This window comes from Enterococcus sp. DIV0756, assembly GCF_051710745.1.
In the GTDB taxonomy this organism is placed as follows: domain Bacteria; phylum Bacillota; class Bacilli; order Lactobacillales; family Enterococcaceae; genus Enterococcus_A.
The window spans coordinates 3,188,037-3,201,566 of the sequence record NZ_JBIOLF010000001.1; the positions used below are offsets into that span (position 1 = coordinate 3,188,037).

17 protein-coding genes are annotated in these 13,530 nt (G+C 39.5%); 8 read left to right on the top strand and 9 right to left on the bottom strand.

Features of this window, described 5'->3' with window-relative positions; all coding sequences use genetic code 11:
* Positions 1–111 precede the first annotated feature (111 nt).
* From IGI44_RS15355 to IGI44_RS15365, 3 genes are all read right to left on the bottom strand, one after another.
* Positions 112–573, bottom strand: a complete 462-nt coding sequence (locus tag IGI44_RS15355; RefSeq protein WP_438788634.1) for an S-ribosylhomocysteine lyase — start codon at positions 571–573, stop codon at positions 112–114.
* Between the two features lies 1 nt (position 574).
* Positions 575–1,231: a class I SAM-dependent methyltransferase gene (locus IGI44_RS15360; protein WP_438788635.1), complete on the bottom strand. Its 657-nt coding sequence runs from the start codon at positions 1,229–1,231 to the stop codon at positions 575–577.
* A gap of 137 nt (positions 1,232–1,368) precedes the next feature.
* Complete coding sequence (locus IGI44_RS15365; RefSeq protein ID WP_438788636.1) at positions 1,369–2,301, bottom strand: PLP-dependent cysteine synthase family protein; 933 nt, start codon at positions 2,299–2,301, stop codon at positions 1,369–1,371.
* Positions 2,302–2,801: 500 nt separating this feature from the next.
* Between IGI44_RS15365 and IGI44_RS15370 the strand changes: the two genes are divergently transcribed.
* From IGI44_RS15370 to IGI44_RS15395, 6 genes are all read left to right on the top strand, one after another.
* The gene (locus IGI44_RS15370) at positions 2,802–3,107 is read left to right on the top strand and encodes a hypothetical protein (RefSeq protein WP_438788638.1); all 306 of its coding nucleotides are present in this window, start codon (positions 2,802–2,804) and stop codon (positions 3,105–3,107) included.
* A gap of 92 nt (positions 3,108–3,199) precedes the next feature.
* On the top strand, positions 3,200–3,385 hold the full coding sequence (locus IGI44_RS15375) for a leucocin A/sakacin P family class II bacteriocin (RefSeq protein WP_438788639.1): 186 nt from the start codon (positions 3,200–3,202) through the stop codon (positions 3,383–3,385).
* A gap of 27 nt (positions 3,386–3,412) precedes the next feature.
* A complete protein-coding gene (locus tag IGI44_RS15380) occupies positions 3,413–3,733 on the top strand; it encodes a bacteriocin immunity protein (RefSeq protein WP_438788640.1) in 321 nt (106 codons plus the stop codon).
* Between the two features lie 761 nt (positions 3,734–4,494).
* Positions 4,495–4,878, top strand: coding sequence for a hypothetical protein (locus IGI44_RS15385; RefSeq protein ID WP_438788642.1), 384 nt, complete (start codon positions 4,495–4,497; stop codon positions 4,876–4,878).
* Positions 4,879–4,919: 41 nt separating this feature from the next.
* Positions 4,920–5,576 (top strand): hypothetical protein, encoded by a 657-nt coding sequence (locus tag IGI44_RS15390; RefSeq protein WP_438788643.1) that lies wholly within the window; start codon positions 4,920–4,922, stop codon positions 5,574–5,576.
* 256 nt (positions 5,577–5,832) lie between these two features.
* Positions 5,833–6,375: a GNAT family N-acetyltransferase gene (locus IGI44_RS15395; RefSeq protein ID WP_438788644.1), complete on the top strand. Its 543-nt coding sequence runs from the start codon at positions 5,833–5,835 to the stop codon at positions 6,373–6,375.
* A 57-nt stretch (positions 6,376–6,432) separates the two neighbouring features.
* On the opposite strand, the gene IGI44_RS15400 is transcribed toward IGI44_RS15395, so the two are convergent.
* From IGI44_RS15400 to IGI44_RS15415, 4 genes are all read right to left on the bottom strand, one after another.
* Entirely contained in the window at positions 6,433–6,828 is a 396-nt protein-coding gene (locus IGI44_RS15400; protein ID WP_438788645.1) for a DUF3887 domain-containing protein, read from the bottom strand.
* Positions 6,822–7,490, bottom strand: a complete 669-nt coding sequence (locus IGI44_RS15405) for a YhfC family glutamic-type intramembrane protease (protein WP_438788646.1) — start codon at positions 7,488–7,490, stop codon at positions 6,822–6,824. Before IGI44_RS15405 ends, IGI44_RS15400 begins: the two co-directional genes overlap by 7 nt.
* 92 nt (positions 7,491–7,582) lie before the next feature.
* Entirely contained in the window at positions 7,583–8,890 is a 1,308-nt protein-coding gene (locus IGI44_RS15410) for a GHKL domain-containing protein (RefSeq protein WP_438788647.1), read from the bottom strand.
* Positions 8,877–9,617, bottom strand: a complete 741-nt coding sequence (locus IGI44_RS15415; RefSeq protein WP_438788649.1) for a LytR/AlgR family response regulator transcription factor — start codon at positions 9,615–9,617, stop codon at positions 8,877–8,879. The genes IGI44_RS15410 and IGI44_RS15415 overlap by 14 nt, the downstream gene beginning before the upstream one ends.
* A gap of 219 nt (positions 9,618–9,836) precedes the next feature.
* Here IGI44_RS15415 and IGI44_RS15420 point away from each other — a divergent pair, with 219 nt between their 5' ends.
* Positions 9,837–10,169: a hypothetical protein gene (locus IGI44_RS15420; RefSeq protein ID WP_438788650.1), complete on the top strand. Its 333-nt coding sequence runs from the start codon at positions 9,837–9,839 to the stop codon at positions 10,167–10,169.
* 117 nt (positions 10,170–10,286) lie between these two features.
* Here IGI44_RS15420 and IGI44_RS15425 read toward each other — a convergent pair whose 3' ends face one another.
* Positions 10,287–10,814 carry a DUF4411 family protein gene (locus tag IGI44_RS15425; RefSeq protein WP_438788652.1) on the bottom strand — a complete coding sequence of 176 codons (528 nt, stop codon included), beginning with the start codon at positions 10,812–10,814 and terminating at the stop codon, positions 10,287–10,289.
* Complete coding sequence (locus IGI44_RS15430) at positions 10,814–11,977, bottom strand: ImmA/IrrE family metallo-endopeptidase (protein WP_438788653.1); 1,164 nt, start codon at positions 11,975–11,977, stop codon at positions 10,814–10,816. Before IGI44_RS15430 ends, IGI44_RS15425 begins: the two co-directional genes overlap by 1 nt.
* Positions 11,978–12,503: 526 nt before the next feature.
* Here IGI44_RS15430 and IGI44_RS15435 point away from each other — a divergent pair.
* Complete coding sequence (locus IGI44_RS15435; protein WP_438788654.1) at positions 12,504–13,529, top strand: LLM class flavin-dependent oxidoreductase; 1,026 nt, start codon at positions 12,504–12,506, stop codon at positions 13,527–13,529.
* Position 13,530 lies beyond the last annotated feature (1 nt).

Genomic DNA, 13,530 nt, shown 5'->3' on the forward strand with positions numbered 1-13,530 from the left:
GAATACTTAAAAATTACTGCCAAAGACGACATTCCTAGTCAAGAAATGTCGTCTTTGACTTATTTAGCTTATCTAGGGTATTTCATAGCTCACTTTTCAATGTTTTTTTGACTAATCCGCGAACACTATACTCCATTCATCACGCTTACTTAAAAATTCTTTGGCTAAGTCCTGTGCGCCTTCCAGCGTATGGTTCGCTGCCCAACCACATTGGACGGGATTGCTTGCGGGAACTTCGGTAGCGGTCAATACATCCTTCATCGTCATTTCCACCACATCCATGATCTCATCGATAGTGTCATGGTTCAAAACAGTTAAGTAAAACCCTGTTTGGCAGCCCATCGGTGACCAGTCCACGATATAATCCGCATGATTGCGAATCAGTTCTGCCGTTAAATGCTCCAACGAATGCAGCGCCGCCATATCCATATAGGCTTGATTCGGTTGTTTTAGCCGAACATCATATTTAACGATCAAATCGCCATTCACTCCAGTTTTCTTATCTGCCACTCGAATATAGGGTGCCTTTACCTTTGTGTGATCCAAATTAAAGCTTTCAACATTCATTTTCATCTTATTCTGCCTCCATTATTTTTTCTGCGATGACTAGCCAAACAAAGCGATTCATTTGTTGGTACCTTGTTTGGAAACCATTTATGCGGAATAGTTCTTCCAGCTCACTCATCAAAGGATAGTATTCCCGTTCAAGATCAGCCGCTAAGCTGGCTCGGCCCGCTGTTTTTTCTGTTGCCAAGATTTCTGTATATGCCTTCTGCGATAGAAACATCGTATCCCCAAAAACGATCTTCCCGCCAACAGGCAAGAGTTGACTATAGCGGTGAATCGCGCGCGCTTTTTCCTCAATGGTCAAATGGTGAAAGACCAGATTTGAAGCGATCGTATCTACTGTTTCCGAGGGGACAGGGAAATTTTCCATGTCACCAGCGGAAAATGCGAGCTCCTGTAATCCGACTTTTTCAGCCGCGATCGTTCGCATTTCCGCTGATGGCTCCACTGGATAAACGCTCTTACCAGCAACAACTAGCTTCTCCGTTAAATTACCGGTTCCGCTGCCGAACTCTAATACTACCTCCCCTGAAGCAGCAGTGATTTCATCCAGTATTTGCCAATAATTAGCGAAGACTTCTTGATATTCCGGATTCCCGCCATTCACCTCATCGTCGTAATCCACTGCCCACTCTTCAAAAATCGGCATAAATTCCAATCCCATATTGTTAACCTCTCTCTATTTTCGTCTGTCTATTGCCTTGGTGTAAAAATGAAAAGCTAAAATTCTTAACTCATGCACAACGATTGATCTCGTGCATTTTTTTGCCAACTCATAAGAACCATGACTTGGCAAATTCCTCAATACACTTCTCGAGAATAAATCTCTTTCGACAAATAGCGATCCCCCGCATCGGGAAAAATGGTGACCACCTGACTGCCCGCGGGCAGCTTAGCAACTTCTGACAAGGCAGCCACCATCGCCGCACCGGCTGAACTGCCGATCAATGTGCCCTGTTCCTTAGCCAACCGACGGGTCATCGCAAAGCCAGCAGCATCACTGATCGTAGCAAAATCAGTGACTGGCAAGCCTTCAAGAAATTCAGGAATAAATTCAACCCCAATCCCCTCGATCTCATGACCGTGGCTCGCTCCGCCATTAAGGATTGAGCCTTCCGGTTCCACACCGATCAAACGGACTGTGGAATTTCTTTCCAACAGATAGCGTGCCACTCCGCTAAAGGTTCCTCCGCTGCCGATTCCTGCAACAAAACTGGTGATCTCTTCTCCAAGATCCTCAACCAATTCAGGACCCAAAGAATAATAATACGCTGCTGGGTTGGCTGAATTTTCAAACTGCAAAGGCAAATAACTATCTGAAATTTCTTCGTGAAGTCTTTTCGCTTCTTTGATCGCACCACTGATTCCCTCGGCAGTCGGCGTATGCACGATCGTTGCTCCTAAGGCGCGCATCAGCGCTTGCTTCTCCAAACTAAATTTCTCTGGAACTACAAAAATCGTTGGCAGCTTCGCTTCTAATGCAGCGAGCGCAACACCAATCCCCGTGTTTCCCGCTGTCGGCTCAATAATCGTCGTCCCTTCTTTGATTTTCCCCTGCTTCAGCCCCTCTTCGATCAGATAAACACCTAATCGATCTTTGATACTGCCCCCCGGATTCAGATATTCCAGCTTCGCATAGATCGCAGAATTCTCAGGGATTTCCTCAAATTGTTGGTGAGTAAAGCGCAGCAACGGGGTATGCCCGATCGCTGATTGAATAGAATCAATAATCATAGTTGTACTCCTCGGATTTATTTTTAAACATGTATTCAATCATTTTTAGGTAACAAAAAAAGGCACTGACTATTAATCAGCACCTTGAGCTTCCACTATTGTGTCCCTATAATCCCGTTCAACGGGGTATACAGGTAGCCAAAATAATCGAAAAATTGGGCAGTTAATAGACATGACAAAACGGTATGCTGCTTTTTAGCACCATACAACAACAGCAAGATTCAGTTGCGAACTGTTTGCTGAATGTCATGACTCTACCTCCAAAAATTTTTAGACCATTTAGAATAGTTAAAAAATTACCATAGATAGCGATTACTGTCAAAGGAAAAACTCATTGGAAATTAATCAAAAACTGTAAGGAAGGATTATTAACACGCGAAAAAAACGATCATGTCAAGGCGTGTATCAAGTCGCATCCAAATCTTGCAAGCGTCAATTTTCTTTTTCAAGACTTCTATATCCTTCCCTATCAACGATTCAGTATAAAAGAAGAATCAACTATGGTTTTTGACTCCTTAACTCCTGAAAACGAGTCAGAACGGATTGATACGGCTGCTCCTATGATATTAGATAGCAACAACAAAAACGAGGTCGTCCAACTCAATGAGGCGATCAGCACGATGGACCTCAATGGTACGCTCATGGAAGAAATCACTGTATTCAAGGTAACGCTTAACGATATGATCGCTTCGAAATACTTGTCATCCTTAAAGAAACAAGTGAACGCAAGAACAGCTGATTCGCTATCAAGTCAACCATATTGTGTATCTCTTCTGTCCTTTAGTCTTTTCATTTCAGGCGGTTAATCGTCGATTTCAAGATATTTTTATTTTAGGCACTGCAAATATTGATATAGTAATTTTGTACCAAATAACTAGAAATAAGGAGATTTTCAATCATGAACAGTCCAAAGAAATTATCTAAAAAAGAAAGTAAGAAAGTAATCGGTGGAACCTATTACGGGAATGGAGTAAACTGTGGAAAAACAACTTGTACGGTTAATTGGGGACAAGCTTGGAATGAAAGTCTGAATCGCTTTGGTAATTCACTTGTTAGTGGATTGACTGGTATTCGTCAACATTAATTCTTCAAAATGAGAGGAGGGAATAATTTGGAAGATAACCAATTATTTGAACTAATTGACAGATCATACAATGAGGATCTATCAAATCAACCTCAAAAATATAAAGATAGTCTTTTAGAAAGCGCAAAGATGCTAATGGATGGCTCTGATGAATTAAGTGTATGTGTAAATATCTATAAAAGCTATCATGAGAACTATATTGTACCTATGAGCCTTCCAACAGAAAATCGACTTTTGTATCAATATATTCAAGATAAGTTGAAAAAACTAGATCAAAAAAGGTTACGCGATTTTAACATTGGTTATGGTCTTATCGCGACACACAATACATTCAGCCCTTTCAATTAGCAGACATTGATTGAACGTTAAAAATAGGAATCTTTTATAGAATTAATCATTAAGACAAGTAGTACCTTATTATCACGCTAAGATACTACTTGTTTTTTTAGTATTAGTTAGCTTCGAAACCTATTACTGGAAAAAATATCTATCTAAGTCTGGATAACTCATTCATCCAGGCTTTTTCCTATTTTTGCTAACAAGCCAAAACATTTAATTATATTTCTTAACGTTGGGGCAAGTCAAACAGCAACTTCGATTTAGCCCCCCCAACTTAGAGTGACTCGAACGATCTTTCAACGTTTCTAAGATCGAAACATTCGAAATTGGGGGTTCTTGTTCGAAATTGCGATTCGCAATATTTTTCAAAATCCGTTATCTTGTAGTCATCGGTCGAGAATAAGCAATAATTGACAAGGATGGAACCATTTAGGGAGCGCAGCGAATTCCTTAGTTACCAAACCCTTCCATTACCAGATAAATGAATAAAACTTATAATTATACTCCAAATTGAAAATTAGTTCAAATTGCAATTTGACACAGACACCCCCCAATTTGACCATTTTTGAGGGAAAATGGGCCCTTTTCACCCCAAAACGTGTCAAATTGGGGGGTGTCACGGTTATTTTGCGATTCGCATTTTTTTGCTAGATCCCGTATCTTGTAGTCAATAAAAAAAATAAGTGTAAGCAGGACGCTGCTTCCTTTTTCAAATAGAAAATAGTAAATAGTAAATGATCAGATATCAAACCCACAAGGAGGAAATTCGAATGAATGAACCGCTTTTAACTTATCGCCAAACTTTTTCATTAAAACCAGAAACACTTGAAAAACGCATTATGGACTATTATCAAGAAACCCAAAACAGCAGCTTAACCATCAAATATATCTTAGCTTTACGTGTCCGCTTTAAACTAGGCGCACAAGAATTTGATCACATTCTGGAGGACCTTGTCCGCTACCTATTCATGAACACGAAAGCCACTCGAACAATGAAACGCTTCTTCTATTATTTCAAGGACTACTTTATGGAAGCTGAATGGAAACGACTAACACTGAGGATCTTTCCGCTAAGAAACTTTGGAAAAAAGATTCTTTCGGTTGTCCGTTCCTTAATTCCAAGCAGTCGGCCTGAAGAAACCACAGAATCATGAAAGGTCGCCTCACTCACAAAAAATATGAAAGGAAAAAGCCTATGAGAACTGAAACAACCGACTTAGTCGCCCTATTTGGAAAGAATAACGGTGGCAGACACAGCTGGCGCTACAAAGATGTAGACACCAGCTTATCCGCAGCTGAAATCAGAGAAGCGTGTGAATTATTAACGACACTCGATCTTTTTGAACAAGATGGCGTGAAGCTATTTGATTCCGCGCTATCAGCGAAGTTCGTCACCACGATTGAAACGATCATTTTTGACTTGGAACATGAGCCAGAAGAGACACAACCAGAAGTCCCACGATCGGATGAATCCACTTGTGAAGAGGTACCTTGCTTTGAAGTTCCTGATGAACTAGAAAATAACCCAACTAGAACGCAGAACGATGATAATCCTTTTCTGGTTCCTGCTTTCATTCAATCAGACGGACATCACTATGAACGATTGACACAACTTGAAACAAGTAACAATACAAATTCCGTTATCAGAGGAACCACTGAGTCACTCCCATGCAAAAAAGAAAAACAACCAATTAATCCAATGGATGCGGACTGTCAAAAGCCAACAGCCGTTTTGACAAATGAGGTTGATAAACCTCTTCAAGACACTGTAGGAAACACAAGATTTACTCGTTGGATTCAAAAAATCAGGAGTCGAAACAAGGAAGCGCCGGACATTACACCACGAGAATAGTTTTCGCTTGACGAATGTCTGAAGCGAGGTTGTAAGAAGGGCAGTGATGGACCATCACATCCTCTTCTATTCGTTGTATCAGCAAAGAAAGTGACTCAATTTTGGGGTATTTCCTTCGCTTGTGGTTGGAATCGGTCTCATTTATAATTGATCGTATCAAAACAAAGGAGGTTCTTGTTTGACTAACTTGTGTTTATTATCGGTGAGTTGCTCTTCATTTAGTTAAAAAATCCATTTATATGAGGAGAGCAAAACAATGAAACTAACCATTCGAGAAACAACCAACGAAGATAAGCAAACAATTTTTCACGTGGAAAAACATGCATTTGGAGAAGTGGATGAAGCCGATTTGACTGAAAAGCTATTGACCGATCCAACCGCTCAGCCGCTTTTGTCCCTTTTAGCCTTCGACGAGGAGGAACCTGTCGGACATATCCTGTTTACGAAGGCGATGCTTACAAATCATGAGGAGCTTTCTGTCATGATCCTCGGTCCATTAGCCGTGGTACCTGACTATCAGAAACAAGGAATCGGCGGACGATTGATCGAAGAAGGACTGCACCTGCTGCAACAAAAGCAAGTGGAATTGGTCTTCGTCTTGGGACATATCGAGTATTATCCAAAGCATGGCTTCAAGCCCGCGTTGCCACTCGATTTCCAAGCACCTTATCCAGTGGAAAAAGGCAAAGAAGACGCGTGGATGGTTCAAGCATTGAATCCTGATTTTCCCTTCGAAGACTACGCTGGAACTGTGCGCTGTTGCGATGAATTTATGCACCCAGAATATTGGCGAGAATAATTCTTGATCAACAAATGGGGCCGTACACCTATCCTGTTTCGTGTACGGCCCCATTTTTTATTTTACGTATAGTCCGGATAATTGATCCTTATCGTTAAATGAAATTGTATAGGTGAGTTTCGCATTCTCGTATTTTGTCACTAGAACGACTTTATACATCTCTTCAATCTTTTCAACAGAAGATTTAGTGATGGATTTATACGCCCCCGCCTCATCAATCGTCGGTTCAAGTTCCTTCAATTTTTCTTCTGTCAGCGATTTTTTCATTTTACTATCAAATTGAGCAATCATTTTACTGTATTCTTGGTGATTTAAATTTTTTACCACGTCTTCGGCTTTGGCTTCATATTTTTTTGCGGTTTTTTCATCGACCTTTTCTCCACCACTGCTACAAGCCGTTACTATCAGACCCGTCAATAAGATGAAGAATACTTTTACTAATTTTTTCAACATGATCCCCACTTTCTTTTTAGGTTTAGTGTATAAAGAAACAACAAACTACTAATCAGAATAAGTGCTCCTTCTATCACCATCAGGCTGTTCGCGAAATATAGCGGGATGACGACGATCAGAGAGTTCACCAATGTGTGCAGAAACAAGGCTAGAAAATAGCAGTATTTCTGCTTTTTTTGTATGCCATACAAAACGAGCAACGAAAGCCCTACATGCAGAAGCATAGCAAATAGACGCTCCACGCCACCTATAAGTATATTCTCCTCTGACTGCGCTGTTGTCACCATCACCATCGGCAGTCCATAAAAAAGGAGCGCTTCTATCCCGCCATGTCCTAAGCCAAACCAAAGTCCTGTATTCCAAGTAGTCTGATTTGACAGCCCCCACTTCATAAAAATGAGACGACCGGTCTCTTCGAATACACCGGCACTAAATGCCAAAAGGATGCCGTATAAAAACGGTTGGGTTCCTTCAAACAAACGAAAGCCATCATTCATTGCTAGGAGTTGCAGCAAAGGAATTCTTATCAGTATTTGACTGACAACAAAGCAAGCGACGCCTATAAGTAGCGGCTTCAAATAGACTTTTTTTATCCATGCCGCAACAAGAAATCCAATCGGCAAAGCAATCCCAATTCCTACACTGAGTAGTTTAATCAACACGACCTCACTTCCTTTTATATCTAAAGAATAATTTCTCAAGGAAAAAAAGTCATAGCCTTTTGCAAAAGTGGTCGGTTTTTCAACATAAGTGGTTAGCGAATAATCAATTCCTGCGTAACAAACGGCTCTTCCCAGCTTGTGATCAATGTTAGATTTGGATGGGTATCAAGTAAACGTTTGAGTGAGTAAAGACCCACGCCCCTTCCCTTCTTATTGGAAGTCATCCCTAGTTGGTAAATTGCTTTCAAGTCGATCTCCTTACCACTAAAAGAATTACGTATTAAAAAGTGAACGACCTCTTCTGTATGAAAACAAGAGACGATCAATTGTTTGTTCTTGGAGCGAGCACTTGCTTCAATTCCATTATCTAAAAGAATGGAGATTAGACGCAGCAATGTCACGGTTTCCACTGCAATGGTTTCAACTTCTGAAGGAATATCTAGTAGCACTTGAATTCCTTGGGCCTGCGCTTGAATTAGTTTGACCCTTAATAAGCTTCGCACCTCAACTACTTTTATTTGTTGAACCTTTTCAATATTCTCTCGATGCTCTTGCAGATTCTCCTTCGACGGACGAATAACTTCAGAATAAATTTTCTTTATGACGGGCAAATTGTTTTCTTGAATGCCTTCATCTAAAGATAATAGAATGTTCTGATAATCATGGCGAAAAGAAGCCAGCTCATTGTAGGACTCTTCTAATTTTTGAACATACGCCAAAAACTCCTGATCAGCGGCTTCTTTTTGCGACAGAAGTTTCTGATTCTCTTCTTTTCTCAAGCCAATCAGCAATAAAAAAAGTAATAAGCAAGCAACCAGCATTAAGCTTTTTACCAATAGATCTTGATATTGCTCAGAAACGGCTGCCAGAACCCCAATTCTTGGACTAGATAGTATCACCGAGAGAAGATAGATTACTAGGGAAAGAAAGAGAGAGGCAAAGGTCCAGCGGGGCTTTGCCACCAAATTTCCGACTTTTCCAAGAGAATTTCTAAAAAGCAGCACGATGCAAAAACAACTAACAATCGATAAATTGCTCAGCATCATAGAAGAGAGCAATGGTAAGCGATCAACGTAAATAAATACATCTGACAGCACGGAATGAATCACTACATTCAAAACAGTCAAAGACGCACTCGTTAACAAGCTAACGGTTATATTTACTCTCAAAGACAACGGCTCCAATGTATAAAAGCGCCCTAGCACCATTAACATCGGAATAATCAAACTATTCATTTCCGGCATCCTTGTCAGTTGAATGGCGCTGACAAGCATAATAGACGTGACCGTACTATAAAAAAGCAAAAATTTCCAGCGAATATTTTTTTCACCGATAATAAAAAGATAAAGTAACACATAGGCTAAAAAATAGAGGACCATCATCAAATTATTTATAAACATGTTTGAACTCTCCAATCTTCTGCCGCACCTTTGAAAAAAATCTGCGAGATACAGGGAGCATTTCACCATTCGTCAACTCAATCTGCTTTTCTTTTTGAGAAAGGCAGCGAATGTGTTCCACGTTCACTATATAGGATTGGTGACAGCGAACTAGATTTCCCTTCTTTTCTTCAAACTCCTTAAGGCTGCCATAAAATTGAATATAGCGCTTCACGGAAACCAACTCTAAGCGATGCGCTTCAACGGTTCCAATATAGAGAACTTCTCTAAGCGGCAATTGAAAAATTGTGTGTTCATTTTCCACTACCAACATCTCTTCATAAGCAGCATAATCGAGTTGTGCGATAAAATGCGTCACTACCCGATCTAATTCTTCCGAAATTCTTTGCCAATCCTTCTTTTCAATAAAGGTCAACGCAGATACCATGTACTGATAAGACAACGGCGCCAATTCTCTATGGCTAGTCAAGAACACGATAATTCCTTGTTGGTCCAGTTCTCTGATTTTCTTCGCTGCTTTAAGCCCTGCATGCACATCTGACTTAATCTCTAAATCTAAAACATAAAGATTCAAAGCTTCAGTAAAGGTTAATTGGTGCAAAATATTCTCTAAACGCGAAGTAGCCATAACTGTTATTTCTATTTTATTCTGCATAAATTTTACGTTGAGGAGCTGCTTGATCCGTTCCGCTTGAATCGGATTATCCTCAAAAATAAATACGCCCATAGCGTTCTCCCTAGATTTCTAATTTTATTTAGCAAGCACTTTCACAAATTGATTTTACCACAATCTATTTTTCGAACAGCCCTTTATAAAATAACTATCGTAATATCTAACATTCTTAATGACTCCATTCAGGCTGTATTGTATAAGGGTTTTTCTTTGCAGATTTGCGTGAAGTTGATTATAACTAAGGAAATAAGTGTGCGAAAAGGAGTATGCCCCATGTATTCATTAGTTCCTGAAAATATGTATGAAGTCGAACAAAAATTGAATTACTTTAAAGAAAAAGGTGAAACGATCACCGAAGAAGAAGTCATTCGACAAGCCGTACTGGATAACAGTCAGCAAATCCTAGATGGTGATCTGGAAGGTCCCTACTGGAAAGTGACCTGGCAGCCAGAAGATCAGACGCTCGCTATTTTTGATATCATGAACAAGCAAGTTGGTACTGTGGATAGTCTTTCCGGCTCATTTATCGCTGACTTTCGGACGAGTGCGCCGAATGTGATTCGTCATTTGGCGGAAGCGATTCAAAAGATTGTGAATGAGAATTAATTCGTTAAAAAGCCGAGCGACTTTGTGGCTATCGATGATGATAACGCTTAGTCGTTCGGCCTTTAAGTATTTGTAAAAATGATTATCTTCTTTTGTACTTCTTATACCTAGTTGTAATCAGATGACACATTGAACTTCGCGCATCAAATCATACAAGTTGATGCACTCGACTCCCAAAGCTGCACAAACATCTGGTATCCGTGGCTCTTTGCTTGTAGGATTTTTAGAATTTAAGTTCAGATTCCGCTCTTCCATTGTCACAATTGTGTAGTCATAATCTTTTGCTAAGGCAATTAGCCATGGATCAGCCTTTTCAAAAGCAGCCCACTCATCATAACTTTTTTGCTTATAAAAAGGGGATTCAGCTACATAATTGAGCACCGTTGCATACTCATTCAATACGATACTATCGCTATTTGGAAGTATTACTTTTCCTTTTGCTAAGCAATTTTCCTCAACCCAAATCTGTAAATCATCTTTATTCTTTTTGGCGTGACACAGTTCATCTCGAACCTTATCCACTAGATAAATAGACTGATCATAGGTCTTTTTAAACCATTTCCAAAAAGAAGGAACCAAATCAAATTGATAAAACGTTCGGTAGGGTGATATTAGACTATTACTGTCAATTAGATACTTCTTCATTATCGCCCCTCCATGTGTTTCACCAAATTATCATAGGTTTTACCTTTTGCTCCTAAAAGATCGTAGGCTTCTGTATATAAGATTTTCCCTTCTTTTGCTTTCCTATTTACAGAATGAACAAAATTTAGATCCAGTCTTGAGCCTTGAGTATTGTAGTAATTTCCACCCGATTTCTTTTCACTTTGTTCTTTAGCAAGTAAATTCTCTTGCATCTCTTCTATTAACACGCCATACAGTCCATCGAATGTTTTCTTAGTAACTAAGTTTTGCTGCTTAATCTTTAAACAAACCATTAAAGCACTTACACTAAACTGACTAGAAATACTCTTCACATTAGAATATGCATCTACATCTCTTTTGAACATGCGATTCAGTAATTTTGTTGGTAACAGCATCTCCGCTGCCACTTCATTACAAAATCTTTCTAGTTTTTCATTTAAGTAAGTCTGGTCACGATAAAAGGAATCATTATACAATTCATTAACACCCAACCAAACATGAACCAACTCATGACACAAGGAGAATATTCTTCCATTTAAACTATCTCTTGCATTTAGAAAAATCAACGGCGCATAGGCATCAATGACTACGAACGCTCTAAACTCAGAAATATCTAATGGTCTATGGGAATTATTACCAACAATCCCACTTTGCATAACAAGAATGCCTGCATCACTACTAGCTTTTCTAAGCACATTAAACGTGTCATTACCCTTTCTATTCCAATCACTGGCTAAACCAAGATACGCAATTTTTTTTTCAGCCAATCTCTTGGGATCATCATTCATATTCGCGCTTCCTACAATTTCAAGCGGTAAAAAACCATCTTCTATCAATGTTTCTCTCATGAAACTCTGGCGTGTTTCCATGTGTTTAATCGTATCAATCAAATCTCTACTTGGTTCATCATGCATTTCATTATCAATCGTTCGATATTTTAATAAATCGACCTCTTCAACTGGTGGTTTTTTTAGAAAAAAATAGCCGAAAGGGATTCGTAATTCCTTACTTAGCTTATTCAGTTCACTGACACTTAACTCACTTTCAGTAGATACCCACTCATCAATTTTAGAGAATTTTTGAGAAACTTGAACAATACTTTTACCAGAAGATTGTATTGCCCATTGAATAATAGTTGGTTTTACAATAATTCCTTTTGCCATTATTTTCACCTCCATTACAACTCAATCTTACCACAAATGATTCTAAATAATGTGTCTAGAATTTGTTCAATTTCCTTTCAAGATTTTTATCTAATATACGTAAAATCCCTTCTTTTGCAGCAAACCGTTGTAGGATTATTATTGTGCTCGTCCAAGTATTGTTTCAAGGCAGATATTTTAATCTTTTCTTCAATGTGAAACGGCAGTTTTAAAATATCCACAATTATTTGTTCTAGACTGGTCACATACAAATAATTGTCAGCGGCAGATTTTCTTAGAGAGATGCGTTCGTCTTTTTTAGAATGGCTGCTGAAGAGAGAATAGCTTTAGAATTCAGAAATAAACTGTTAAAAAGGATTTCATGATGACGCCCTACTCTTGCTCAAATTCTCTAACTGAATAATCAGACGAACCTTCATTATTCCTCCCAAGAACAAATCCTCGCTTTTTAAAAAGGAACGTAGTAGAATCTACTTAACTTATTAAAAGTAAGTGATTTTTACAAAGTACGAAGGAGGTCTTCCTTATGAAAAAAATTGGCTTTTTGAGTTTCGGCCATTGGATGGACCAAGGCTCACTTGTTAAAACAGCACAAGATTCCTACCTGCAATCAATTGATTTAGCAGTCGAAGCGGAGAAAATCGGGATTGATGGCGCCTATTACCGCGTGCATCATTTTGCGGATCAAATCGGTTCCCCTTTCCCATTACTTTCAGCGATCGGTGCAAAAACCAGCAAGATCGAGATTGGAACTGGCTTAATTGATATGCGTTATGAAAATCCTTATATGATGGCAGAAAATGCTGGACTTACGGATATTATCACTCAAGGAAGAGTTGAATTAGGTGTAGGCCGTGGCTCACCTGAACAAGTTCTTGATGGTTGGAAATATTTCGGCTATGACTACAGTGAAGAAGAAATCAAGGATGTTACTCGCGAACGGACCTTGGAATTTTTGAAATTGATCGAAGGCGGGCGTTTTGCTGAACAAAATCCACAACCAATGTTCCCGCAAGCACCTGGAAAATTACGCTTAGAACCTTATTCAGAAGGCTTACGCCAACGAATCTGGTGGGGCGCTGGTTCGACACAAACTGCCGTTTGGGCAGCACAACATGGAATGAACTTGCAATCATCCACGTTGGTAAACTACGAGACCAACGAACCCTTCCATGTGCAACAAGCAAAACAGCTGCGAGCGTACAAAGAAGCATGGAAAGCAGCTGGTCACGATTTCGAACCACGTACATTGGTAACACGTTCGATCCAACCAATTACTACAGATATGGACCGTCAACTATTTGGTCATCAAGGCGATGACGCTAAGTACGATCAAGTTGGTTTCTTAGCTTATCATCAAAATCCTACAATCTTTGGGAAGACCTTTGCGGGTGAACCAGACAAGATCGTCAAGGAATTGGCAGAGGATGAAGCGATCAAAGAAGCAGATACGGTGCTAGTTACGATCCCTAATACGTTGGGAGTCGACTACAATATGCACTTACTTGAAACTATTGTAAAAGATGTCGCCCCTGATTTGGGTTGGCGCTAGA

Bases quoted from the DNA above. Each gene is read 5' to 3' on its own strand.
- IGI44_RS15415 (WP_438788649.1), bottom strand. From the start codon at position 9,617: ATGGGCGTATTTATTTTTGAGGATAATCCGATTCAAGCGGAACGGATC.
- IGI44_RS15375 (WP_438788639.1), top strand. From the start codon at position 3,200: ATGAACAGTCCAAAGAAATTATCTAAAAAAGAAAGTAAGAAAGTAATC.
- IGI44_RS15370 (WP_438788638.1), top strand. From the start codon at position 2,802: ATGGTTTTTGACTCCTTAACTCCTGAAAACGAGTCAGAACGGATTGAT.
- IGI44_RS15410 (WP_438788647.1), bottom strand. From the start codon at position 8,890: ATGTTTATAAATAATTTGATGATGGTCCTCTATTTTTTAGCCTATGTG.
- IGI44_RS15420 (WP_438788650.1), top strand. From the start codon at position 9,837: ATGTATTCATTAGTTCCTGAAAATATGTATGAAGTCGAACAAAAATTG.
- IGI44_RS15430 (WP_438788653.1), bottom strand. From the start codon at position 11,977: ATGGCAAAAGGAATTATTGTAAAACCAACTATTATTCAATGGGCAATA.
- IGI44_RS15425 (WP_438788652.1), bottom strand. From the start codon at position 10,814: ATGAAGAAGTATCTAATTGACAGTAATAGTCTAATATCACCCTACCGA.
- IGI44_RS15365 (WP_438788636.1), bottom strand. From the start codon at position 2,301: ATGATTATTGATTCTATTCAATCAGCGATCGGGCATACCCCGTTGCTG.
- IGI44_RS15390 (WP_438788643.1), top strand. From the start codon at position 4,920: ATGAGAACTGAAACAACCGACTTAGTCGCCCTATTTGGAAAGAATAAC.
- IGI44_RS15395 (WP_438788644.1), top strand. From the start codon at position 5,833: ATGAAACTAACCATTCGAGAAACAACCAACGAAGATAAGCAAACAATT.
- IGI44_RS15400 (WP_438788645.1), bottom strand. From the start codon at position 6,828: ATGTTGAAAAAATTAGTAAAAGTATTCTTCATCTTATTGACGGGTCTG.
- IGI44_RS15360 (WP_438788635.1), bottom strand. From the start codon at position 1,231: ATGGGATTGGAATTTATGCCGATTTTTGAAGAGTGGGCAGTGGATTAC.
- IGI44_RS15385 (WP_438788642.1), top strand. From the start codon at position 4,495: ATGAATGAACCGCTTTTAACTTATCGCCAAACTTTTTCATTAAAACCA.
- IGI44_RS15355 (WP_438788634.1), bottom strand. From the start codon at position 573: ATGAAAATGAATGTTGAAAGCTTTAATTTGGATCACACAAAGGTAAAG.
- IGI44_RS15435 (WP_438788654.1), top strand. From the start codon at position 12,504: ATGAAAAAAATTGGCTTTTTGAGTTTCGGCCATTGGATGGACCAAGGC.